Annotated in this window: 20 protein-coding genes and 1 pseudogene; 2 read left to right on the top strand and 19 right to left on the bottom strand. The window is 71.1% G+C overall.

Annotated features, from left to right (window positions below; translation table 11 throughout):
* Positions 1–18: 18 nt before the first annotated feature.
* Genes O3X23_RS25045 through O3X23_RS25035 form a run of 3 tightly spaced genes read right to left on the bottom strand, consistent with a single transcriptional unit; the run spans position 19 to position 3,151 of the window.
* A complete protein-coding gene (locus tag O3X23_RS25045; RefSeq protein ID WP_269273792.1) occupies positions 19–1,128 on the bottom strand; it encodes a prenyltransferase in 1,110 nt (369 codons plus the stop codon).
* A complete protein-coding gene (locus O3X23_RS25040; RefSeq protein WP_269273791.1) occupies positions 1,125–1,868 on the bottom strand; it encodes a class I SAM-dependent methyltransferase in 744 nt (247 codons plus the stop codon). The genes O3X23_RS25045 and O3X23_RS25040 overlap by 4 nt, the downstream gene beginning before the upstream one ends.
* The gene (locus O3X23_RS25035) at positions 1,862–3,151 is read right to left on the bottom strand and encodes a glycosyltransferase family 4 protein (RefSeq protein WP_269273790.1); all 1,290 of its coding nucleotides are present in this window, start codon (positions 3,149–3,151) and stop codon (positions 1,862–1,864) included. Before O3X23_RS25035 ends, O3X23_RS25040 begins: the two co-directional genes overlap by 7 nt.
* Positions 3,152–3,385: 234 nt before the next feature.
* Between O3X23_RS25035 and O3X23_RS25030 the strand changes: the two genes are divergently transcribed.
* Together O3X23_RS25030 and O3X23_RS43980 are read left to right on the top strand one after the other, a co-directional pair.
* A complete protein-coding gene (locus O3X23_RS25030) occupies positions 3,386–4,009 on the top strand; it encodes a TetR family transcriptional regulator (RefSeq protein ID WP_269273788.1) in 624 nt (207 codons plus the stop codon).
* A 276-nt stretch (positions 4,010–4,285) separates the two neighbouring features.
* A complete protein-coding gene (locus tag O3X23_RS43980; RefSeq protein ID WP_331283945.1) occupies positions 4,286–4,861 on the top strand; it encodes a response regulator transcription factor in 576 nt (191 codons plus the stop codon).
* Between the two features lie 270 nt (positions 4,862–5,131).
* On the opposite strand, the pseudogene O3X23_RS43975 reads toward O3X23_RS43980, so the two are convergent.
* The 16 genes and pseudogenes from O3X23_RS43975 to O3X23_RS24945 all read right to left on the bottom strand — a co-directional run.
* Positions 5,132–5,959, bottom strand: a pseudogene (locus O3X23_RS43975) (ATP-binding cassette domain-containing protein); the annotation flags it as partial.
* A 668-nt stretch (positions 5,960–6,627) separates the two neighbouring features.
* Positions 6,628–8,460: an ABC transporter ATP-binding protein gene (locus tag O3X23_RS25015; RefSeq protein WP_269273785.1), complete on the bottom strand. Its 1,833-nt coding sequence runs from the start codon at positions 8,458–8,460 to the stop codon at positions 6,628–6,630.
* 104 nt (positions 8,461–8,564) lie between these two features.
* Complete coding sequence (locus tag O3X23_RS25010) at positions 8,565–8,684, bottom strand: SapB/AmfS family lanthipeptide (protein WP_269273784.1); 120 nt, start codon at positions 8,682–8,684, stop codon at positions 8,565–8,567.
* A gap of 16 nt (positions 8,685–8,700) precedes the next feature.
* A complete protein-coding gene (gene lanKC / locus O3X23_RS25005) occupies positions 8,701–11,328 on the bottom strand; it encodes a class III lanthionine synthetase LanKC (RefSeq protein WP_269273782.1) in 2,628 nt (875 codons plus the stop codon).
* 156 nt (positions 11,329–11,484) lie between these two features.
* Positions 11,485–11,718 (bottom strand): ferredoxin, encoded by a 234-nt coding sequence (locus O3X23_RS25000; RefSeq protein WP_269273780.1) that lies wholly within the window; start codon positions 11,716–11,718, stop codon positions 11,485–11,487.
* Entirely contained in the window at positions 11,718–13,214 is a 1,497-nt protein-coding gene (locus tag O3X23_RS24995) for an aldehyde dehydrogenase (RefSeq protein ID WP_269273779.1), read from the bottom strand. Before O3X23_RS24995 ends, O3X23_RS25000 begins: the two co-directional genes overlap by 1 nt.
* A gap of 130 nt (positions 13,215–13,344) precedes the next feature.
* Entirely contained in the window at positions 13,345–14,610 is a 1,266-nt protein-coding gene (locus tag O3X23_RS24990; protein ID WP_269273777.1) for a tyrosine-type recombinase/integrase, read from the bottom strand.
* 99 nt (positions 14,611–14,709) lie between these two features.
* Positions 14,710–14,946, bottom strand: a complete 237-nt coding sequence (locus tag O3X23_RS24985) for a helix-turn-helix transcriptional regulator (protein ID WP_269273775.1) — start codon at positions 14,944–14,946, stop codon at positions 14,710–14,712.
* Positions 14,947–15,396: 450 nt separating this feature from the next.
* Positions 15,397–16,875 (bottom strand): ATP-binding protein, encoded by a 1,479-nt coding sequence (locus O3X23_RS24980; RefSeq protein ID WP_269273774.1) that lies wholly within the window; start codon positions 16,873–16,875, stop codon positions 15,397–15,399.
* A 2-nt stretch (positions 16,876–16,877) separates the two neighbouring features.
* Complete coding sequence (locus tag O3X23_RS24975) at positions 16,878–17,711, bottom strand: bifunctional DNA primase/polymerase (protein ID WP_269273772.1); 834 nt, start codon at positions 17,709–17,711, stop codon at positions 16,878–16,880.
* Positions 17,708–18,400 carry a class I SAM-dependent methyltransferase gene (locus O3X23_RS24970; protein WP_269273771.1) on the bottom strand — a complete coding sequence of 231 codons (693 nt, stop codon included), beginning with the start codon at positions 18,398–18,400 and terminating at the stop codon, positions 17,708–17,710. The genes O3X23_RS24975 and O3X23_RS24970 overlap by 4 nt, the downstream gene beginning before the upstream one ends.
* A gap of 87 nt (positions 18,401–18,487) precedes the next feature.
* On the bottom strand, positions 18,488–18,748 hold the full coding sequence (locus tag O3X23_RS24965; protein ID WP_269273770.1) for a hypothetical protein: 261 nt from the start codon (positions 18,746–18,748) through the stop codon (positions 18,488–18,490).
* 16 nt (positions 18,749–18,764) lie between these two features.
* The gene (locus O3X23_RS24960; protein ID WP_269273878.1) at positions 18,765–19,223 is read right to left on the bottom strand and encodes a hypothetical protein; all 459 of its coding nucleotides are present in this window, start codon (positions 19,221–19,223) and stop codon (positions 18,765–18,767) included.
* Between the two features lie 202 nt (positions 19,224–19,425).
* Positions 19,426–21,543, bottom strand: a complete 2,118-nt coding sequence (locus tag O3X23_RS24955; protein WP_269273768.1) for an FtsK/SpoIIIE domain-containing protein — start codon at positions 21,541–21,543, stop codon at positions 19,426–19,428.
* Positions 21,544–21,644: 101 nt separating this feature from the next.
* Positions 21,645–22,199, bottom strand: a complete 555-nt coding sequence (locus O3X23_RS24950) for a hypothetical protein (protein WP_269273767.1) — start codon at positions 22,197–22,199, stop codon at positions 21,645–21,647.
* Positions 22,196–22,519: an RRQRL motif-containing zinc-binding protein gene (locus O3X23_RS24945; protein ID WP_269273877.1), complete on the bottom strand. Its 324-nt coding sequence runs from the start codon at positions 22,517–22,519 to the stop codon at positions 22,196–22,198. The genes O3X23_RS24950 and O3X23_RS24945 overlap by 4 nt, the downstream gene beginning before the upstream one ends.
* Positions 22,520–22,647 lie beyond the last annotated feature (128 nt).

Raw genomic sequence — 22,647 nt, 5'->3', positions numbered from 1 at the left:
GTGCGGACCGGCAGCGGACTAGCAGCAGCCCGCGTCGTCCGGGGCCAGGCCGATCGGGAGGCGTTCTCCGCCGAACACCGCCGTGGTCGCCTCGTCGCCCCCGAGCGCGGCCACCGCGAGCAGCAGTGCCCCGGCCGTCCAGGAGGTGCGTTCCTCCGGCCAGACGGCGTCGTCGTCGAAGACGTAGCCCGTCCAGTACATCCCGTCGTCCCCGGTGCGCAGGTGCTGGATGTCGGCGAGGATCTCCACGGCGCGGTCGGACTCGCCCATCGCCCACAGGGCCAGGGCGAGTTCCGCGCTCTCCCCGCCGGTGACCCAGGGCCGGTCCGAGACGCAGCGGACGCCGAGCCCCGGCACCACGAACGTCTCCCAGTGCGCCTCGATGCGCTGCTTGGCGGCCGGGCCGCGCAGCGCGGTGCCGAGCACCGGGTAGTACCAGTCCATGGAGAAGCGCCCCTTGTCGAGGAAGCGCTCGGGGTGGTGCAGCACCGCGTGGCCGAGCAGGCCGGTCGCCAGCTCCCAGTCGGGCTGCGGCTCCTCGCGGTAGTCCGCGACGGCCAGCGCGCAGCGCAGCGCCTGGTAGATCGAGGACGAGCCGGTGAGCAGCGCCTCCTCGGGGAAGCCGCCGTCGTCGTCGCGCTTCCAGGCGATCTGGCCGCCGGGCAGCTGGAGCGCGAGCACGAACTCCACGGCGGCGTAGAGCGTCGGCCACAGGCGTTCCAGGAACGCGTCGTCGCCCGTGGACAGGTAGTGGTGCCAGATGCCGACGGCCACGTAGGCGACGAAGTTGGTCTCGCGGGTCCGGTCGGTGGGCTCGCCCGCCGCGACGGCCGCCTCCGCGCCCGGCACGTCGCCCGCGTACGAGTAGGACGCGTACCAGGAGCCGTCGGCGTTCTGCCGGTCGGCGAGCCAGCGGTACGCGGCCTCCGCGCGGCCGTGCTCGCCCGCCGCGTCCAGGGCCATGGCGGCCTCGACGTGGTCCCACGGGTCGAGGTGCCCGCCGGTGAACCACGGTATGGCGCCGTCCGCCCGCTGGATGGCGGCGATGCCCGCCACGGTCACTTCGGCCTGCTCGGCGGTGAGGACTCCGGGCAGGATGAGGTGTTCGGTGCGCCCCGGACTCGTCACGCGTCCACCCGCGCATCCAGCACGGGGGTGTGCGGCTTGGTGGCGTAGGCCACGAAGCTCTTGCCGATCAGTGGGTTGAGGGCCTGCTCGGCGACCTTGGTGGCCAGCGGCTTCTTCATGATGTCCCAGACCAGGAGCTTGTGGTAGAGCTTCACCGGCAGGGCCTTGTCGTTGTCGACGCCGACGGCGCACTTGATCCACCAGTACGGGGAGTGCAGCCCGTGCGCGTGGTGGGTGCCGTAGGGGCGGAGGCCCGCCTCGCGCATCTTGCCGAGCAGCTCGTCACCCCGGTAGATGCGGATGTGGCCGCCCTCGACCTCGTGGTAGGCGTCGGAGAGCGCCCAGCAGATCTTCTCGGGTCCGTAGCGCGGCACGGTGATCGCGATCCGGCCGCCGGGCCGCAGCACGCGCACCATCTCGGCGAGTACGCCCTTGTCGTCCGGGATGTGCTCCATGACCTCGGAGATGATCACGACGTCGAAGCTGTCGTCGGGGAACGGCAGTTGGAGCGCGTCGCCCTCCATGGCGACGGCGGACGCGCCGGCCGGGGCCTCGCCCTCGGCCTTCATCGCCGCGAACCATTTGGCGACCTCGCGGATCTCGTCGCCGTTGCGGTCCAGGGCGACGACGTTGGCGCCGCGCCGGTAGCACTCGAAGGCGTGCCTTCCGGCGCCGCAGCCCAGGTCGAGGACCCGGTCGCCAGGGGCGAGCGGGAAACGGGAGAAGTCGACGGTCAGCACGGAGCCTCTGCTTTCGTCCGGTGGGTCGGGGCGGGGGCGGCGGACTGTGCGGCGATCGCCGCTCGGTAGTGCTCGGCAGTGCCGATGGCGGCCTGTTCCCAGGTGAAGCGGCGCAGGACGCGCTCCCGGCCGGCCGCGCCGAGGCGGCGGCGCAGGTCCGCGTCCCCGAGCAGCCGGCCCAGGGCGGTGGCGAGCGCGCCGGCGTCGCCGGGGGGTACGGCCAGACAGGTCTCGCCGTCGGTCCCGGCGACCTCGGGGATCGCGCCTCCGGTGGTGGCGACCAGCGGGGTGCCGGTGGCCATCGCCTCGGCGGCGGGCAGCGAGAAGCCTTCGTAGAGCGAGGGGACGCAGGCGACCTCGGCGCCGCGGATGAGGTCGACGAGTTCGGCGTCGGTGATGCCCTTGACGAACTCGATGGCGCCTTCGAGGCCGAACCGGGTGATGGCCGCGGCGACCGGTCCGTCCTCGGCGCGCCTGCCGACGACGACGAGATGCGCGTCGGGACGCTCCGCGCGGAGCTTGGCGAGCGCTTCGACGAGGTGGATCAGGCCCTTGAGCGGCACGTCGGCGCTGGAGGTGGTGACGATGCGGCCGGGGATCTCGGGCACCGCGGCGTCCGGCGAGAAGAGCGTGGTGTCGGCACCGATGTGGACGACGTGGACGCGGTCCTCCGCCACCCCCAGGTCCTCCACGATCTCGGCGCGGGAGGAGCCGGAGACGGTCAGCACGGACGGCAGCCGGCGCGCGACGCGCTTCTGCATCTGCGTGAAGCCGTACCAGCGGCGCACGGACAGCCGGCGCTTCCAGCCGGGCGCGGCGGCCAGGTCGAGGCGCCGGTCGACGGTGATGGGGTGGTGGATCGTGGTGACCAGCGGGGTGCCCAGGCCGAGCAGCCCGTAGCCGAGCGTCTGGTTGTCGTGGATCACGTCGAACTCGCCGCGCCGGGCCGTCAGGTGCCGGCGGGCGCGCAGCGAGAAGGTCAGCGGCTCGGGGAAGCCGCCGGTCCACATCGTGCCGACCTCGACCGCGTCGATCCAGTCGCGGTACTCGGCGAGCCGGGGATTGCGGAACGGGTCCGGCTGCCGGTACAGGTCCAGGCTGGGCAGTTCGGTGAGGGTCACGCCCGCACCGACGGCGTCGAGCACCGGGTAGGGCTGGGCACCGATCACCTCGACGGTGTGGCCGAGCCGGGCGAGCTCACGGGAGAGATGGCGTACGTAGACGCCCTGGCCCCCGCAGAAGGGGTTCCCCTTGTAGGTGAGCAGCGCGATCCGTAGTGGCATGGCCTCAACGGTCACTCCCGGCCCCCTTCTCACTCACTTCCGCCGGAGCGTAACCGGTCGCGCTAATCTAGAACAAGTTTCAGACTCGAACGTTCAGAACCGAATCTACCGGCAGCGGCACGGCCCCGAATGAGGCGGACCAGGTGATTCGCACCACGACACCGGTCCTGCCATCATGCAACGCAGTGCCACGGTGACCGCGGATTACGGATGGAATGTCACGGAATGGGACATATGACAACAGAACCCAAGCCGCCGACTCCGTCGTCGCCCCTGCTGACCGAACGTCAGGAGGCGCGCCGCCGTCGCATCCTGCACGCCAGCGCGCAGCTCGCCTGCCGCGGCGGTTTCGACGCGGTGCAGATGCGTGAGGTCGCCGAGAACTCGGGCGTCGCACTCGGCACGCTCTACCGCTACTTCCCGTCCAAGATCCATCTGCTGGTCGCCACCATGCAGGACCAGCTCGGCCAGATGCACGAGACGCTGCGCAAGCGTCCGCCCGTCACCGCCGAGCCGGCCGACCGGGTCGCCGAGACGCTGATGCGCGCCTTCCGCGCGATGCAGCGCGAGCCCCATCTGGCCGACGCGATGGTGCGCGCCCTGACGTTCGCCGACCGTTCCGTGAGCCCCGAGGTCGACACCGTCTCCCGGCTCACCACCGCGATCATCCTGGACGCGATGGGCCTGGACGGTCCGCCCACGGCCGACCAGCTCTCCGCGGTCCGGGTGATCGAGCACACCTGGCACTCGGCTCTCGTGACCTGGCTGTCCGGTCGCGCCTCCATCGCACAGGTGAAAATCGACATCGAAACGGTGTGCCGCCTGATCGATCTGACGGCGCCGGAGCGGCACGCCTGAGAACCCGGCTCCGCCACCGGAGGCCGGACCTGCCGTTGCGGGCCGGCGGAATGTGCCGGGGGCACCGCCGTACGGACCCTGTCGTACGCACATTCCCAGCGTGCGGGGGGCACACGGGCGCTGTGAATGCGCCTGCGTGCCTCTCGTTGGCCGGATTACGGGGCCATCCCTGCCGACATCGAGGGTACGAATGGCTTTGCTCACTAGGTCTGGTCCATGGGGTTCTCAAAGGGGCGGAATGTGATCCGGGTTTTACTGGTACATGACACATGGCTCATGCGATCCGCGCTCGCAGCGCTGCTGGGCAGGGAACACGACATCGAAGTGGTGGCGACGCCATGGCGCAACGCACCAAGACGCGCCCGCTCGTTACAGCCTCAAGTGTGTGTCGTCGACGTGGACTGTCCGGGTGCCAACTCCGGAGACGTCTCCCAGCTGACGGAGTTACAGGACCTCGCGGTCGGCCAGAAATGCGCGTTGCTCGTGCTGGCCACCGCGAGCCGACCGGGCCTGCTGCGCCGCGCGTCGCAGGCCCGTGCGCTGGGTTTCGTCAACAAGGACGCAGCGCCGGAGGAACTGGTCCGCGGTATTCGCAGGGTCGCCATGGGGGAACGTTTCGTCGACAACTCGCTCGCCTTCGACTTCCTCCAGGCGGCCGACATCCCGCTGACGCCCCGCGAGTTGAGCGTGCTGTCACTCGCCGCCGAGGGCGCGTCCATCGGCGAGATCGCCCGCGTCCTGCACCTGTGCAACGGCACCGTGCGCAACTACATGGCCGCGATCACCCGCAAGACCGGCGCCCGCAACCGGGTCGACGCGATACGAATATCGCGGGTGGCCGGCTGGCTCTGACCAGTTCCCCACCAGGTCCCGGTAGAGCGCGGACCGCTCCAGCAGCTCCTCGTGGCTACCGCAGACCGTGTGCGTACCGTCCATGACCAGCACCCGGTCCGCGCGCCGCGCCGAGCTGATGCGGTGGGCGATCACGATCAGCGCTCCGCCGCCGGGTCGCAGCGCGAAGGCCCGTTCCGCGCGCGCCTCCGCCACGGGGTCGAGGTAGCAGGTCGCCTCGTCGAGCAGCACCAGCGGCGCGGGCGACAGGTCGGCGCGGGTCAGCGCCAGCAGTTGCCGCTCCCCCTGGGACAGGGTTCCCGGCTCCGCGACGGCGTCCAGCCCGCCCATCCGGTCGAGCAGCTCCGTCATACCGACGGTCGCGACCGCCGCGAGCAGCCGGTCGTCGGGCACGGGCTCGGGGCACAGGTAGGAGAGGTTGTCCCGCACGCTTCCCGCGAAGACGTACGCCTCCTGGGGAATCAGCACCCGCATCCCCGGCAGGTCGGCGGCCGGCCCCTCCCGCAGCGGCCGGCCGCCGAGCTCCACCGCGCCCGCACCCGGGCGCAGCAGCCCCCCGATGAGCCCCGCCAGGGTCGACTTGCCGATCCCGCTCGGTCCGACGACCGCCAGATGGCAACCGCGCGGCACCACGAGGTCCAGCTCCCGGACGACGGGCTCGGCCAGTCGCCCGTATGCGAAGGTCACGCCGCGCAACTCCCCGGCGGGGGCGGCTGGGGCAACAGGAGCGGCGGGCCGGGGCGCGGGCACCTCGGCGCGCGGCGGCCCCTCTTCGCCCCGGGTGTCTGCCGGGTCCGGTACGCCGGCCTGCGGCACCAGGCGTTGGAGGACGACGACGAACCGCGAGCCGGCCGTGCCCAGCCCCTGGGTCAGGCTCTGCAGGGCGGGCAGCAGGGACTGGGTGAGGTAGGCGAGGGCGCCGACCAGCGCGCCCGCGGTCACCCCGCGCCGCAGCAGCCACGGCGCCGACACGAGCAGCAGGACGACGGGGAGCCGGCCGCCGACGCCCAGGGCCAGCGCGCGCAGCACGCCCCAGCGGGCGAGGACCCGGGACGCCCGGAACTCGGTGTCGATCCGCCGCTCGGCCTCCGCCGTCATCCGCTCCTCGGCGCCGCAGGCGGCGATGTCGCGCAGGCCCGCGGCCATCGCGCCCACGCTCTCGGCCACGTCCTCGTTCGCGGTGAGGAAGGCCGCCTGGCGCCGGTTCATCGGCCGCAGCGTCAGGCAGAACAGGCCGAGTCCCACGAACAGCGGTGGCACGACGACGAGCAGCAGGACAGGCGCCAGCGAGAGCAGTCCGATCAGGGCGCCCGCGACGGTGAACAGGAAGGACCGCGACACCATCACGAGCCCGGCGAACGTGTCGCGGGCGATCTCGACCTGCTGGGTCAGCCGGGAGACGACCGCGGTGTCCGCGCGGTGCGGGTCGTGTACCGCGTCCGCCAGGCCCCGGACCACCACCCGCCGCACCAGGCCGTCGCGCAGCGGCTCCACCAGGGCGGCCACCGCCCGGTAGACCCGGCCGGCGCCGAACGCGCCCGCCGCCACGGCCAGCGCGGCGAGGCCCAGCCAACCGAGACCCACTGCCGCGCGCCCCGCGAGGAACCCGTCGTCCACGGCCCGCGCCAGAGCGAATCCGGTCAGAAACGTCTCGACGGCTTCGAGCACCGACCAGCCGAGAAGCGCGCCCACCACCCTCGGCCGCCGCCGCAGGAAGCGGATCCCCTCGGCCCACAGGCCGGACGGGGCCCGGCCGTCCGCCCGGGTCACCACGATCCCGCCTCCTCGGTCTCTTCCCCGGACCGGTCCGGAACGGGATCGGCCGCGGCGTCATCAGCCGGAGCGTGGAAGACCGCCCGGTACTCGGGCAGCCGCCACAGCCGGTCGTGCGGGGCGACGGCGCGGATCCGGCCGTCGTCGAGCCAGGCCACGAGATCGGCGCGGGCGGCGGTAGAGGCGCGGTGCGCCACGATCAGACGGGAGCGGTCGGGGGTGGGGCGCAGCAGCGCCGCGGTGACACGGAACTCGGTGACCGTGTCGAGGCTGGACGTCGCGTCGTCGAGGATCAGCAGCCGGCCCGGGTGGGCGAAGGCGCGGGCGAGCCCGAGCCGTTGCGACTCGCCGCCGGACAGGAAGGCGTCACCGCAGGGCGTGGCGTACTTCTCCGGGAGGAGCTGGATGAAGTAGTCGGCGCAGGCGGTGCCCGCGGCCTCGGTCACCTTCCCCGGTCCGGGCTCGGGGATGCCGAAGGCGATGGTGCCGCCGATGGTGCCGCCCAGCAGCGCGGGGCGTTCGAAGGCATAGCCGACGGCACCGCGCAGCTCGTCGTGCGAGAGGGCGGTGAGCGCGACGCCGTCGAGGGCCACGGTCCCCCCGTCCGGGTCGGCGAGCCGCCCGGCGATCGCGGCCAGCAAGGACTTGCCGGTGCCCGACCGGCCGACGAGCGCCACGGACGTGCCGCCGGGCAGCGTCAGGTCGAGGCCGTCCAGGACGGCGCGGCCGCCGCGTACGGCGGTGATGCCGCGCAGTTCGAGCCGCCCCGTGCCGCCTGCGGGAAGGTGCTCACGCCCGTACGCGGTGGCGGGTTCCGCGAGCACCTCGGCGAGGCGCCGGGCGGCGGTGCGGCTGCGGACCAGGCCGTTGACCTGGCCCACGGCCATGCCGAGGGCGGCGGCGAACATGGCGTAGCGCGAGGCCGCCAGCAGGTCGCCGACGCTCAGGGTCCCCTGGGCGACGCGGACGCCGGCGACGGCGAGTACGGCGATCTGCAGCAGTGGGACGATGACGGCGGCCTGGGCGTTGGAACGGCCCTGGACGTGCCACATCCGCAGTCCCTGGCGACGCAGTTCGGGCAGGGGCTCCAGGACCCGGGCGACCTCTCGTTCGGTGGTCGCGGCGGCGGCGATGGTGCGGGCGCCGGCGAGGGCTTCGACGAGCCGCCCCGCGATGTCGCCCTGGACGGTCAGGTAGCGCGCGACGCTGTCGGTGGTGTGGCGGACGAACGCCCGCACGGTCAGGGCGAGGACCGGCAGCCCGGCGACGAACGCGACGGCGAGCCAGGGGTCGATGACGGCGAGCGCGACGATGCCGCCGGCCGGGGTGATCACGGTGGCGAGCAGCGTGGCGAGCGCGGCCGGGGCGGTGCCCGCGTGCGCCGCGTTGCCGGTGAGCCGGGCGACCAGGTCGCCGGGCGGGAAGCGGGAGGTGACGCGCGGTCCGGTGGCCAGCACGTGGCGCAGCAGCCGGCCGCGTACCCAGGCGGTGCCGCAGGCGTTGGTGACACCGGTGATCAGCTCACTACCGGTGTCGAGAAGGACGATTACGCAGGTGAGGGCGGTGCACAGCAGGACCCAGTGGGTCGCCTGCGGTCCGCTGTCCCCGGTCAGCAGCAGGTCCAGGGTCCGGCCGAGGGCAGCCGGCAGGGCCAGCCCGATGACCGCGGAGGCGGTGGTGCACAGGCAGAGCGCGGCGCTGCGGCCCGCGCTGTGCCGCAGCGCCGCGCGCAGCAGCCGGTCGGCTTCGGCCGCGACGGGCACCGCCGATCCGGCGACGGATGTGTCCGTGGTCCGACTGGTCTCCGTACCGGTGGAGGGCGCCATGGGGTGGAGGTCCTCACCTTGGGGGAACGGGGTACGGCCCCGGGCGGCGTAAGGCCGCCCGGGACCGTGTCCGTGCTCAGCTGCCTACTGGCGACGCCAGTAGGTCAGAGGCAGAGGCCGACGCTGGCCTGGCTGGCGGAGCAGAGGAGCAGGCTCAGGGAGCTGGCATGGCCGCCGGCACCGTTCTGCGGGGCGTCCATGCTCTGAAGGTCGAGAAGTGCCATGGTGTGTTCCTTTCCATCATGGGGACGGGGTTGTGTTTCCGGACCCGGTGAAGGGACCGTTCTGGGGCCGCTTGAGCGGCGGGAGGAACGGAAGGGCCGCGGGCTGTTCGCCCAGTGCCGCGCCGAGCGCGAGCAGGCAGCCGGCCGTTCCGGTGGTGAGGTCCATGGAGAGCCGCATCATCTGGTCGCCGGGGAAGGTGAGATGGCCCTGGTAGGGCATGGCGTACCAGTCGAGTGCGGCGATCTGGGCGGCGAGGCGGCCGGGGACCGCGTCGGCCGGGGTCGTGGTGCGGCCGAGGTGCAGGATCATGCCGGCCCGCCCGTTGAAGAGCCCGGGCTGCGCGTAGAAGCGCGACGTCGCCGCAGGCAGGATCCCCGCGCGTGCCCGTTCGAACTCCTCGTCGGGCCGGTGCGCGAGGTAGTCGTCGAGGACCATTGCGATGCCGACGCTGCCCGCGCCCAGGTAGGGCATGGTGCGCCAGCCCTCGTCGACGACCAGGGTGCCCTCCCGGTCCTCGCGACACTTGGCGAGGTCCTGGCGCAGCGCGGTCGCGGCGAGATCGAGCAGCGCGGGCGCGCCGGTCTGCTCGTACAGGCGCAGGAAGAGCAGGGCGGATCCGGTGGCGCCGCGCAGCAGCCCGGTGTGCTTGCCTGGCTCACCGGACAGCTGGTCGGCGAGCAGTTGGGCGGCTTCCACGGCTTTCGCGCGCAGACCGCTCTCGCCGGTGGTCCGGGACAGGGACTCGAGCGCCAGACCCACGCCGGCGAGACCGCCGTACAGGTCCGGCACCAGGCGCTGCCACCTCTCGCTCAGCACGCGCTCGGCCAGGTCCAGGGCGCGCGCGGTGTGGCCGAGGCGGTCCAGGACGAACGCGGTGCCGAGCATGCCGTCGTAGAGACCCAGCAGGGCGCCGGGAGGCGGCGGGTCGGTCCGGCGCAGCAGCCACTCCTCCCCTGCTTCGTACCGGTCGGCGCCGGTCTCGGCGAGGGCGTACAGGACGCCGGCGGCGCCGTGCGCCAAGCCGATGCCACCGCCGTCGGAGAACTGGGCGACGTCCCCGGGGAAGAGCCGGTCCTCGCGGTCCGGGGTCGCCGAGGCGAGGATCGCGGCGACCATCGAGTCCCGGCTGCGCGGCCAGTCGGCCGCCCGCACGGGCACGTAGGACGGCTTCCTGCCGCGGGTGGCGGGGCTGAGGCCGGTGATGGTCTCGACGGCCTGGTCCAGGAAGTCCCGGGGCACCGGGAACTCTTCGGCGATCAGGTCCGCCAGGTGCCGGGCCTTGTCGCGGTCGACCACGAAGAGCGTCGTCATCGGCAGGAACAGCGCCAGCCGCAGGCAGGCGAGCGCGTACCGGTCCACGTCGAAGCCCCTGCGGTCCGCCGGGGCGATGAAACCGGGGTGGGCCAGGGCCTGGCGGGTGTGCTCGTCGATGTGCGCGGCGGCCTCGAAGTCGAGCAGCTGCACCGACCGTTCGTCCGGCCCGACCATGATGTTGAACATGTGCAGGTCGTTGAAGACCACACCGCGGCTGTGCACGGCGGCGACGGCCTTCTCGACCGCGGCATGGATGCCCAGCGCCCAGTCGGTGTAGTCGGCGATGGCCGCCGGGTCCGGGTCCCCGGAGAGCAGCGGATGGCGCCGGGCGAAGAACGAGTTGAGAGTCCGGCCCTCCAGGAAGTCCATCACCAGGAAGCGGTGCTCGCCCAGCACGAACCAGTCGCGGGCCTCGGGTGCGACGCCCAGACCGGACAGCCGTTCCAGAGCGGTCTTCTCACGCTCCAGCCGGGCGACGGCGTCGGCCCCGTCGGAAGCCAGCCCGGCGTACGGCCTGGCCTCCTTGAGGACGACCTTCTCGCCGGTCCGCACGTCCTGCCCGGTGTAGACCCCGCCGCCGTTGGAGAAGTGCAGCGCGCTCTCGATGCGGTAGGGCAGGTCGTTGGTGGTCGTGGCGTTGCGGGCGTCCAGGTGCGGCTGCAGGAAGTCGGGCAGCTTCACCCACGCAGGCACGTGGAAGGCCGGCTCCCGGCGGTCCGGTACGAGCACCCCGTCGGCGTCCTCGATCGCGGTGACCAGCGCACCCGCCCCGTCGACGCAGTACCGCGGGGCGAACCCGCCGTAGCGCACGTAGAGCGGTCCCTGGTTCCAGCGCAGGTCGCTGAGGATGTACGGGCCGGCCTCGCCGGCCAGCAGCTCCTCCAGCTCGCGCAGGATGGTGTGGAGCTGCTCCTCGTGCAACGGGTAGATGGTCACGAACTTGCCGCTGCCCTCCCGCGGCGCGTACTTGGAGTTGCGCAGGTGCACGGCGGGCAGGCTGGGGACGAACTTGAACGCTATGTCGCGCGGGACGCAGTAGTCCCAGACCTTCGCGAGGGTCTTCTCGGCGTTCTCCAGACACGCGGAGACATGGATCTTCCAGCCCTGCAGGGGCGCTCCGGTCCTGGGCGAACCGTCGGCGTTCACCGGCGCGAGGTGCAGCCAGTCGCCGGAGCGCCCGGTGCGCCAGCCGTCGGGGACGGGGCGCTGAGCCGGCTCGAAGAGCGAAACGCCGGAACCAGCGTCGGATGCGGAGCCGGCGGACAAGCGGTCCGGAGTCTCGTAGAAGTACCTGTCGACTAGGCAAAAGACTTCGTACCGCTTGTCCATGACTCTCCCCCTCCGGCCGCGAGGTCTTGAGATTTTCACGTAGCCGAAACGGGGAACAGTCGCGTCCGTAACGAAAGACCCGTGCAGAATGCATATGTGCGTAATGCACGGGTGCCGTGGGGGACTTGCCTGACCTGCGGCGGAACGGCCGCCACGCTACTCCTCCGGCGGAAAGACCGGCTCCCCCGTCCCGAGCAGCGTGATGGCGATCGCCTCCACCGGGCAGTTCTCGGCAGCCTCCAGGAGCACTTCGGAGGCGTCCGTCTCGGCCAGCGCCGGGTGGGACTGCCGGGCGCCGTCGAGGGTGAAGCCGTCCGGGGCGGAGTTGACGCACATGCCGGAGCCGATGCAGACCGTACGGTCCACCTCGATGTGCCAGCGGTCGCCCATCAGCCCTCCGCCCCCGCCGTACCGGCCGCCGTACCGGCCGCCGCCTGGTATCCGGCCGGCAGGTGGATCATCTTGTGCTCCAGGTACTCGCCGAAGCCCTCGGGGCCGAACTCCCTTCCCACACCGGAGTTCTTGTAGCCGCCGAACGGACCGAGCATGTCGAGGCTGAAGGTGTTCACCGAGTACGTGCCGGTGCGGACCCGGCGGGCGATGTCGATGCCGTGCTCCACGTCGGCGGTCCAGACGCTGCCGGAGAGGCCGAACTCGGAGTCGTTGGCGATCCGCAGCGCCTCGGCCTCGTCGTCGTACGGGAGCAGGCAGATGACGGGGCCGAAGATCTCCTCGCGGGCGATCCGCATGGTGTTGCTGACGTCGCCGAAGAGCGTCGGCTCCACGTACCAGCCGGTGTCCAGGCCGGCCGGGCGCCCGCCGCCGGTGAGGACCTTGGCGCCCTCCTCCTGGCCGATGCCGATGAAGTCGAACGAGCGCTGCTGCTGGCGCTTCGCGACCAGCGGGCCGACCTCGGTGGCCGGGTCGAGCGGATCGCCGACGACCAGCGCGGAGGCGGCCGCGGCGAAGCGCTCGGCGATCTCGTCGTAGCGCGAGCGCGGCGCCAGGATCCGGGTCTGGGCCACGCACGCCTGGCCGTTGTTCATCCAGGCGGCCGAGGTGATGCCGGGGACGGTGGTGTCCAGGTCCGCGTCCGCGAGGATGACGGCGGCGGACTTGCCGCCCAGCTCCAGCGTGACGCGGGTGAGGTTGCGGGACGCGACCTCCATCACCCGCCGGCCGGCCCCGACCGAGCCGGTGAACGACACCTTGTCGACGCCGGGGTGCCCGACGAGGTACTCGCTGACCTCGCGGCCGGCCGGCAGGATGGACAGCACGCCCTCGGGCAGCCCGGCCTCCCTGGTGATCTCGGCCAGCACGTACGCGTCGAGCGGGGTCTCCGGCGATGGCTTCAGCACGACCGTGCAGCCGGTGAGCAGCGCGGGGGCGAGCTTCGCGGCGGCGGTGAACTGCGGAACGTTCCAGGGCACCACGGCCGCGACGACCCCGACGGGTTCGCGGCGGACCAGGATCGGGCCGAGGACGCCGGTGCGGTGCTCCTCGTAGGGGAAGTCCCGGGCGACGGTGATCGCCGCGTCCCACACCATCATCGCGCCGAGCGCCTGGGCGAGGATGCTCCAGGAGTAGGGGGAGCCGTTCTCCGAGCTGATGAGTCGGCCGATCTCGTCGTACCGGACGGCGATGGCGTCCTTGATGCGGGTGACGACGGCGATCCGCTCGTCGAGGGTCATCCGCGGCCACGGGCCCTCGTCGAAGGCCTTGCGGGCGGTGGCGACCGCCCGGTCCACGTCGGCGCGGGAGGCGTGCGGCACCCGGCCGATGACCTGCTCGGTGTGCGGGGAGATGACCTCGATGGTCTCGCTGCCGAGCGGGTCCACCAACTCCCCGCCGATGAACAGCTGTCCGTGTTCTATGAGGTCGGTCATTACTGGTGCCTCCTGCGGGTCGGCCCATACCTGACGCTGTTTCAGAACTGATACCAGTTCTAGTTAAACTAAGCCAGGGCTGGAACCAGACAGGCCCCCACCAGCGGATATTCCGCTGGTGGGGGCGCCGTCATGCCGCCTGGGCCGCCTGTGGGCCGTCGTTCCCTTCACCGGCCGCCCGATACATGCCGTCGACCGCCTTCCGCGTGCGGCTCTCGCTGCTCGGCATCAGGTGCGTGTAGACCCGCAGCGTGAACCCCGCGTCGCTGTGCCCCAGGTACGAGCTCAGCGCCTTGACGTTCTCCCCGCCGTCCAGCAGGACGGACGCGTAGAAGTGCCGGAGCGCGTGCATACCGTCCTCGCGAGATTCCGCGATCCGCTGGCCCGGTTCGGGCTCGGGAAGGACACCAGCGGCCACGAGGGCGGGCTTCCATGCCTGGACGTTGAAGTTGTTGCGCAGGAGCGCGCCGCCGTCGGGAGCAGTGAACATCAGCTTCTTTGTGACGGGCCGTCCTCCCGGGGCCAACCAGGGCAACGTGACGTCCACGGGCGGGAACTGCTTCATGTGGGCCGCGAACGCCTGCCCGACCCGTTCGGGCAAAGGCACGTCGCGCACCTTTCCACGCTTCGGCGGGGCGAACACGGCTTGACCGTCGACCAACTTCACCTGGTAGGCGACGTGCACCCACCCGGTCAGGAAACCGACTTCATCGACGGGAAGCCCGAAAATCTCGCCCTGTCGCAGGCCGCAACCGCCGCCCGCGTCCGCCATGGCGCGGTACTGCGCAGGCAGGGCCGCCCGTACGGCGAACACGCGCTCAGCCGTCCAGGGCCGCACCCGACTGGGGACCATGGCCGGCGCTTTCACCGAGGACGCGCGGCACGGATTCTTGCCGATGAGTCCGTCATCCGTGGCGGCCGTGAAGACGGCGGACACGTTGGCAAAGATGACGCGCCGGTAGGAGGCGGCAAGCCCCTTGTCTTCCAGGTGCCGGGACCATTCGCGAATGTGTTCCGGCTGGAAGGACCCGAGCGGGCGCGAGCCCATGTGCGGATAGGCGTGCAGCCTGAGCCGGGACTCTGTGCCCGCTCGCGTGGAAACGTCGGTCGTCTGGGCTGCTACCCAGCGTTCGGCGTACTGCTGAAAGGTGGTGCGACCCGCCTTCGGGTCGATGTACTGGCCGCGCGCCATATCGGCCTCGATCTGCGCGAGCCATTTGTCAGCGAGGCGCTTCTGTCCGTCGGGAAAGCTCTTGGACTTCTCGGTGCCGTCGGGCCCGACGTACCGAGCCCGGTAGCGCAGGCCGGATCCGTGGCGCTCCGACTTCACGCGGGTGGTTTTGCCCTTGACGTCGGTCTCGGTCTTGAACCAGCGGTCTTGGATGTGGCCAGCCATGGTGAGCTGATCCTTTCGATGTGGTGGTGATCAGGGCGTGAGCGCAGAGCGGCCGGACAACCTCATTGGCTGTCCGGCCGCTCTGTGGTGGAGGAGTTGCTACATGGCGTCCAGCGCCATGCGACCAGCCACCCACGCTTGGACGGCGGCGGGGTCGTAGCGCAGGTGCTTGCCGACGCGGAAGCCGGGCGGTCCGACGCGCTTGCGGCGCCATGCGTAGACGGTCTCGACGCTGGGGAGCCCCAGCAGGATTACGAGGTCTTCGGGGGTGAGGTAGCGGTCCGGGAGACCGGAGCGCAGGGCGGTACGCGGGTCACTCGTGGCGGGCGTTGCCATCGTTCTGTGTCTCCTCGGGCCGTTTGCGGAGTGGGGGCGTTGCGCCTGACGGAGGTGGGGATTTCTGCGTCATTGCGTCATCGGCGTCATTCGCGCTTCTGACCTGCGGTTTTGCGTGACGTAGAGGTTGGGGGCTGCGTCATGGGTGCGTCATGGGCTGCGTCATCGCATGACGCAGATGACGCAGGATGACGCAGGCGCCGCCGTCTGCGTCATGGCCGTTGCCGCAGCTCAGGGCCTGTTTTTCGGCCCGCATGACGCAGATGACGCAGGTTCTTCCTTCTTAGGAAAAAAGAAGGGGCTGTTCTGTTGTGGTCCGGTGCGCCTCACAGAGCGAAGAAGGAGCCGCTGCGCGGCACGACCTTCAAGCGGCGTTCGCCGAACAGCAAGAGGAGCACCCCCGTCGCGGCTGGTGCTCTTCTTGCTTGTCCAAGTGAACGGGCGCGCGGGTCAGAACGCCCGCTGCGGCTCCGGCGGGGGTGGCCCGGCCGGGCGGGTCATTTCGAGGTAGCGGCCCTCGCTGGTGCGTCCGTTGTCGATGAGGACACCGCGCGCGGCCAGCGTCGGTTGAAGGCGCTTGAGGCGGTCGGAGAGGACTTTCCCGGTCGTCGGCCACCCTTTAGGCAGGGGACGCAGTTCCTCGCCGCTGTGCAGGCGGCTGAGGCAGTGCAGCCACTGCGTGGACGTCATCCGCTGCTCTGCACCCGGCTCAATGCTCTCGGCGTGCTTGAGGACGGTCTGCGCGAGCAGATCACCTTCGATCACGTCGTCATTCAGATCATCCAGACTCGCCCGGTACGCGGGAAGCGCCCCGAGCCCGGCGGCCGCGTCGAGTTGCGCGCACAGGTGCGCGAAGTCCGCCATCCGCAGGTCCGTGGGGGTTTCCACGTCCATGGCGCGAACCTTGACGGTCATGTCCAGCAGCGAGCCGAGAATGACGGGCAGAACCTCCGCGAACTCGGCCCAGAGTTCCGCTTCGGTGCGCCGGATCCGGGGCCGCTCCAACCGCAGCGGCAGCAGCCGTTCCGCCAGGTCGGGCCGGATGACTCCCACGTCGATGCCGGTCAGCAGCAAGGGGCGGCGGTAGCCGAGCCGGAAAACATCCCCGTCACTGAACAGGGCCCGCTTGACGCTCTCGGCGCCGGTCACGATGCAGCACATCGCGTCGGACAGGTCCGGCGTCATGTGGGAGAGGTTGTCCAGGGCGGTGATCCACCCGGCCGCGACTGCCGCGAGCAGGTCCCCTTCGTCCTTCGGTGCCCGGCGCAGGTCCCCGCTCATGCCCTCGATGATCCGCAGGAGCATCCGCCCAGCGGTGGACTTCCCCGCACCTTGCGGGCCGGTGAGGAACGGTGCGGGTACCGGCACGGACGGCCCCAGGCAGCCGATCAGCCACGCGATGGCCAGGCACTCGGTCTCGGCGGTGGCGAAGTTGCACAAGCGCATCAGCAGGTCGATGCCCTTGCCGCCGGTGTCTTTGGCCGGCAGGGGCAGTTCCCCGGTGAGCTGGGTGCGCCGCCAGCACACCTCCCGTGGGTCGGGGGTGAGGATGTCCCACCCGGTGGGGTGGATACGTACGGACTGCCCGTCATCACGGCCCAGGTCCAGCCACGTCGCCCCGTCGAACCCCGGCGCGACGCGGATGTTCACCGCGTGCGTCTCCTCGTACAGCGCCAGCGCCTCAATCAAGTCCAGCGCCTCTTTCAGCGCGGTCCCGTTGAACACCCCGACCCCGTCCCGGTACATGCCAACGATGAGCTCTTGGCGGTGGCTGCCGGTCGTGCCCTGCGAGCGCATCGGCCGGGCCACCGGGTGGCCGTTGCGCTGCGCGTACACAGTCCCCTCAGCGGTACGGAAGTACCGAAAGTGCGATTGCGCGTAGTCAGTGATGGTCACGCGCGCGGGAGTCTTGTCGTCGTCCTCAGCCATGGTCACAGCCCCAATCGGGTCAGCGCGTTGGTCCACGCATCGGTGCAGTGCCGGGCCGATTCGCCCTTGGCCTGCGCGGCAGCGAACAGCCGGGCGGTGTGCGCCGGGGTGAGGCACCCGCACCGGCCATGCGCGGACAACACGGCGAGGAACGTCCGATACACGGTCGCGTGCACCGCTTCCCGGGCATCGGCGATGCGCTGCTCGGCCATCGCCATGCCACGGTCCAGGTAGGTGGCCGTGCGGTGGGGGCACTGCCCGCCCCTGGTAGGCGCGGGCGCCGTGACGGCTGCCGGTCGGGCCGGGGCCGGGTGCTTCGTGGTCAGGGCGCGGACGACGTCCGGCAGGGCAGTCATGGTGCCGGTTCCGGGGTTGAGCCACCGGGCGTAGGCCATGGTCGACTTGATGTCGACGCCGGGCCGTACGCCGTTGGCGCTCTGCATGGCGCCCTGGTAGAGCCAGTGCTCGCCCCGGGTCGTCGGCACGGTCCGGGTGGCGGGCAGAGCATCCCGGGCCCACGCGATAGCGGCCGGGTTGTCGAGGTCCACGACGGTGAGTCCGGCGCCGCCGGGGTGGTAGGCCACGCCCGCCGCCTCCTGCCACGCCCGCCGCCACGAGGACGAGTTGATGATGCGGGGGTCGGTGGTCGCAGCGGCCCAGCCGTGGCACGGGTTCGGGCAGGTGCAGGAGCCGGGGGCCTTCATGTTCGGCCGGCCGCCGCACGCGTTGGCGGAGCAGGTGCGGCAGTTCCCGAACGGCACCTTCCCCGACCGCAGCGGCAACGGGGGAACACCGATGGACGCGAGGCTGAGCGCGGTGTGCAGGTGTTCGCTCATGCCGCCACCTCCAGCCGGGGGGCCAGGGAGCGGAAGGCGGCGCGGCCGATGTGCTCGGCGTAGGCGGGCGGGATGCATTCACGGATGCCGTCGCGGTTCATCCACGGGACGCCCATCACGCGGCGGGCGAGGTCGACGCCGGAGAAGTTGCCGATGAACTGCCCGTAGTGGCCGGGCGGGATGGGGCGGCCCATTTTGGCCTGGGGCACGGTGTGCGGGTAGTGGCCGGGCTGTTCGAGGAGGAAGCCGCCGCCGGTCTCAAAGAACCGGTGCCGGTAGGTCTCCAGAGCGAACATCGGCCCGCACAGCATCACTGGAGCGTTCAGCTTGCGGGCAGCGCCGCCGACGTTCTCCATCACCCACGGACGCCCAGTCGTTTCGAGGGCGGCGCGGGTGGGGGCGATCAGGTCGGGATGGGTGTTGCCCCGCAGGCGCTGGCATTCGGTGTCGTGCTGGCACGGCGGGGAGGCGTGGATGAAGTCGAACGCGGCGCCGTGTTCGAGCACGAACGCGATGGCGTCCGCCTGCACGAACCGGTACGGGTAGCGGGGCTGGGGGTCCTTGTCGACGCCGGTCACCTCGAAGCCGGTGCCGTCGTAGCCCTTGCTCGCGCCGCCCTGGCAGCAGAACAGATCCAGTAAGCGGGGCTGTCGTCCGGACACTCGCCGGATGTCGGTGGGTTGGGTCATGCTGGAGTTCTCCAGTTCTCTGAATGGATGCGCTGGATGCGAGGGCGGCCCGTGACTTTGGCGAGACGGGGGCCGCCCTCGGCGTAGCTAGAAGGGCGGTTCTGCGCTGTAGGTGCCGGACGGGGTGCGGCGGGGCCGGCGCGGCAGGGGGAGCAGAATCACGGCCCACTGCGTCCAGCACGGGCAGGGCTCCCAGTGGGCACCGGCGTACTCGCCGGTCTCGTGGTCGCCGTAGTCGTGTGCGATGCCGCCCGTTCCCTGGCAGTTGAGGCAGTCGGGGCGGGGGGTGTCGGCCAGGGCCACGGCCCGGCGGGGGCAGTAGGTGACCATGATGCGGAGTCGGATCACGGTGCCGGTCTCCTTGTCAGCCGTAGAACTTGTTGCGCTTGAAGATGGCGCGGCCGATGTTGATGACCGTCCCGCCCGTGCCGTGGCTGGGTCCGAGGATGCGGATGGCGACGGAGCCGCCGAAGATGACGGCGGCCAGGATGATGAGCTGGTGGACGAACGCGGCCAGCGCCGCGATGAAGCTCGTGAGGATCAGCAGCCCGCCGCACACAGCGGCGAACCCGACTCCGCCAAGCGCGAGGTTCACGGCCGTCCGGCTGACCGCCGGGGACGCGACCGGCGCCGGGGTGTGCGGGGCGAGTGCGTAGCCGGTGACGATCCGCCCGTCCGGGAGCTGGACGCTCTGCACCGCCGGGGCGTGGCCGGGGATCACGGCGGGCACTGTGGGTGCGGCCGGTAGCGGGGTCAGGAGGGTGGGCTGGTAGATGGTCACGGCCTGCTCGGCAGGCTGGTGGTGGGTGTACTCGGACACGATGCGGAATCCCTTCAAAGGGGATGGCAGGGAGGCGGGAGCACCCCTGTCGGGTGGCGTGTGGAGGGGGTTTTCAGGGCGCTGACCTGCGCGCCTCCCTGCCTCCCTAGCGGATCATCTGCGCTGTTCAGGCCAAGGGTGGCGGGTCAGGGAGGCGGTCAGGGAGTTCTCCCTGCCTCCCTGACCCGCCACCGCCCGCCTCCCTTCACTCAGACGCGGAAGCGGAACCGTCATCCGGGCGGTTGGCCAGTGCCCGCAGGAGGCGGTCACGGCCGATGACCATGCGCCCGTCGGACTTGTACGGCTCGGCTCCGGTGCCATCGAGCACCCGCTTGAGGTCGATGAACGACCAGCCGCCGTAGGCGTCCTCGTTCAGCGCGGCGAGCCGCTTGAGGATGTCTTGGGTGAGCACGCGCGCCGCGTCGCCGACGACGGCCGCGATGTCGGCGAGCGGATCGCGGTCCTCGCCGGACTCGATGACGTGCAGGGTGGTGACGCCATCGCGTAGCGCCTTGGCGCGGTCGGTGATGGCTTCTGCGTCGTCGTCGTTGATGTAGTGCGTGCGGACCGTGATGGACGCTTGTCCAGCCGGAATGTCGATGCCGGAGGAGGCGACGACCAGGGTTCCTTGGTCCAGTCCCGGCCGGAGCAGGTTCGGTGCGGCGCCGCCGTCGACGGCCTTGTCTCCGAGCGCCATGCGGGCTTGGGACTCGGTGCCCAGCGCGAGCGAAGCTCGGGTGTGGGCGCCTTCCCGGACTAGCTTGGGCAGGTTCTGGTCCGTGGGGTCCTGCGTGCCCTGCCACATCAGGACGTTGACGGCACGCCCCTGGTTGTGGATCTTCCGGACGGCCATGAAGTACCGGGAGTTGGCCTTCGAGCCGCCATAGGGGCGCTTGTCGGCGTCCTTGAGCGGGCACATGAACGCGACCTGCGCCTCATCGACCAGCACGACCAGGGCGGGGAACACGGTGCCGGGGGGTGCCTGGATGCGGCGGTTCATCTCCTGCACCGCGCCTTCGACCATCTCGGTCACCTGGATCACGTGCTCATCCGTCGGCCCCTGGATCAGGGTCGTGGCCAGGCCATCGAACATGGCCCAGTCGCCCACGCCCTTGAGGTCGCCCATCAGGAACTGCACCGACCGGTCCAGCGCGAGCCACAGGGCCAGGGAGCGCAGGGCGACGGTCTTGCCTTGGTTCGACAGCCCCGTGATGAGGAGGTGGCGCTGGTAGAGGCTGATGACTGCCGCGTCGCCGCGCAGGTCCTGGCCCCAGGGGGCGCGGCCCTTGGTGTAGTCGGCGGTCATCGTGTCGTCGGTGGTCAGCGGGGACGGCCCGATCGGCTCGTCCAGGGCGCCACTGTCCGCGATCCACAGGCGAACCGTGCGAGCCGCGACGGGGATGGTGATGAACACTTCGTGCTCGTGCCGGGCCAGGTTCTCGGCGAGCTTGCGACGCCGGTTCTGCACCTCGATCGTCGACACCCCCGACGGCAGCGTCACGTCCACCTCGACCCCGCACCCCGCGATACGGATGGGGCCGAGCATGGCCGCGCCGGCGTCACCCATCTCCTTGATGGCGTTGCGCAGCGGAGCAACGCCCAGATCCCGCAGAGCCTTGACCACGATGGACGGGGTAATGGGTTCGCCCTCGCCGTTGCGGACGGTGGCGGGCAGCGCCCACTGGGGTGCGGCTTGCTGATTTCGTCCGACCGCCCAAAGACCGAGCAGCGCGAGGAAGGGGCCGATGGTGATCAGCGGTCCCCATACCGCCTGCACGATGATGATGAGCAGGCTGATGAAGTTCACCACTGCCATCAGCGGCGTGACCACATCGCCGACATCCTTGGTGGCGATGGCCAGGACGACTCCGAGTGCGACCAGTGAGCCGATGCCCATGCCGGTGCCGACCAGCACGCCCCGGGCTGCGTCGACGGGGGCGGTGAGCAGGTCCATGCGGCGGCGGTGGCGCTCGGTGCGGAAACGCTGCCCGCGCTCCTCCCACTCTCCCGCCAGCTCCAAGTTCCCCGCCGCCTCGGCGGCCCGCTGCATCCGCTCGTACCGGGACGCGGTTCGTCCCTCCCAGGTGCGGCGGGCCACGATCCGGGTACCACCAACCGCGTACATCGTGTGCCGCACGGCCACCCGGCCGGCAGCGCGGGTGTGTTCGTGGGTGGCTGCGGTCTGGATGGCTCGTGCGGAGCGCACCCACAGCGGGATGACGGAAGCCGCGGGAACGGCAGCGAGCGCGGCCGGGGCCGATGCCGCGTCGTTGGATGTGGTGGTGGGCTGATCCTTGAACAGACGGACGACGTTCTCACTCATGCTGGAGTTCTCCTGTCGTGCCCTTGGGTCGGATAGGGGTGCGGGGCGGCCGGTTTCCTTGGCCGGGGTCGGCCGCCCCAGTACGTGCGCTGTGGTGCGGGTCAGGCGGTGGCGCCGGGAACGAGCCGGTCGGCGAGGTACTCGCGCTCGTATGCCTCTTCCTCTTCGCGCTCCAGGGCGCGGGCGCTCTCGCGCCTTTGGCGGTGGGAGAGGCGCTTGATGCCGAGTTCGTCGCGCACGTCGGCGATGACGCGTTCGCGCACGCCCCGGCGGCTGAACTGCATGGCGTGCACCAGCTCGTGCACGAGGGTGATCGCGAGATCCGCCACGGTGCGGTGCTGGTCGAGATTGACCAGGATCAGCGCCCCACCTTCGGCCAGCGGCACGGCACGCCCCGCCGCTTCGCGGGCGTGCCGTTCTGCCTCGCGCACCGCCTTGGCCAACGCCCGCCTGTCGGCGCCGCCGACCAGCTCGGCTTCCACCGCGACGGCCAGTTCCGCGAGACTGCGGGCGGTAGTCAAGACGATCTGCACGTCGGGCATCGAGCCGGGAACGTTCCGGTTCACGAGCGGCACGGCCCGCTTGGCGAGTTGCTTGGCGATGCGCAGGCTCTCGCGGTGCCCAAACGCCTTGTGCGTGCTCACAGTGAGGTTCACGGAGTCTCCGATTCGGTGGGATAGGCGCAGGGCACGCACATGCCGAGCGAGGCCGGGATGCAGTACCCGGCATCGGTCCGGCAGACCGGACAGGTCCGGCGCGCCTGCATGGCCTTAGCCAGCGCCGCGTACTTCGCCGGCGTCATCGGCCGGACCGGCTTGGCCAGGTCCACGCGGTAGAGGTAGGCGACCAGTGGGGCCCGGCGGCGGCGTGGCCGCTCAAGCTGAGCGGCCACGCCCTGACCACCGGGCCGCAGCTCACGCGCCCGCAGTTGACGACGGGTGGCGAAACCGTCCGGGGCCAGGTGCCACCGGAACACCGAAAGCAGCGGGTTCGCAGATTCTGAGAGCTGTCTGAGCACGAACCCGCTGCTGGTTGGGGTGTTGGGGTGGGTGAAGCGGCGGGTTGCCGCTGTTATGCCTGGGTGGGGTCGATCGTGAAGCGTTC

It is taken from the genome of Streptomyces sp. H39-S7 (assembly GCF_027158205.1).
GTDB lineage: Bacteria > Actinomycetota > Actinomycetes > Streptomycetales > Streptomycetaceae > Actinacidiphila.
This window is presented reverse-complemented; position numbering and strand designations above follow the sequence as displayed.